Origin of the sequence: Methanoculleus sp. MH98A (genome assembly GCF_000691865.1) — an archaeon.
Taxonomy (GTDB): domain Archaea; phylum Halobacteriota; class Methanomicrobia; order Methanomicrobiales; family Methanoculleaceae; genus Methanoculleus.
The window spans coordinates 1-653 of record NZ_JMIO01000147.1 but is presented as its reverse complement, the minus strand read 5'-3'; the positions used below and the strand labels follow the sequence as shown (position 1 = coordinate 653).

Genomic DNA, 653 nt, shown 5'->3' with positions numbered 1-653 from the left:
TGTGACTGTTCCGACAATAAACGTACACCTGAAAAACATCTACGAAAGCGGCGAGTTGACCCGTGATGCAACTATTAGAAAATATCTAACAGTTCAAATCGAGGGTGATCGTGAAGTTTCACGGACTCTTGACTACTACAACCTTGATGCCATAATCTCGGTTGGGTATCGCGTCAATTCCCGAAGAGCCACCCAGTTCCGTCAGTGGGCGACTCGGGTGTTAACGGAATTTGCCATTAAAGGATATGTACTTGATAAAAAGCGGATGGAGAATGGTACGTTCCTTGGGGAAGATGACTTCGAGCGCTTGCTGGCAGACGATGATCTCGAACTGCCGCTCGACAGCAGACCTCAGCATGGGATCGGTACGATACTCCTCAAAGGATCTTCCGGCGGTGAACTGCGCGATATAGTCGGCGGCCCCGGCAATATCGTAGAGATACTTCTGTGCTTCACGCGACGGCATAGACATCTTTGCAGGTTTCTTCCACGGACTCACGGAAGATCGGGTTTCTGATCGCCGATCGCTCGACGAGATCGATCTTGCGGCAAAAGAGCCGGGCCAGATCTTCTGCGAGACCAAAATAAGCCTCTGCATGCTCCGCTGGAGTCATCGGTTCGAACTCGACGACAAAATCGATGTCGCTTGCTGC

General features: G+C 51.0%; 2 protein-coding genes. One reads left to right on the top strand and one right to left on the bottom strand.

Annotated elements, in window-relative coordinates; translation table 11 throughout:
• Position 1: 1 nt before the first annotated feature.
• A complete protein-coding gene (locus EI28_RS15075) occupies positions 2–517 on the top strand; it encodes a virulence RhuM family protein (protein ID WP_231476811.1) in 516 nt (171 codons plus the stop codon).
• On the opposite strand, the gene EI28_RS12170 is transcribed toward EI28_RS15075, so the two are convergent.
• Positions 453–653: nucleotidyltransferase family protein (locus EI28_RS12170; RefSeq protein WP_048115189.1), on the bottom strand; the 201-nt coding region annotated here is incomplete at its 5' end. The two genes, EI28_RS15075 and EI28_RS12170, sit on opposite strands and share 65 nt — an antisense overlap.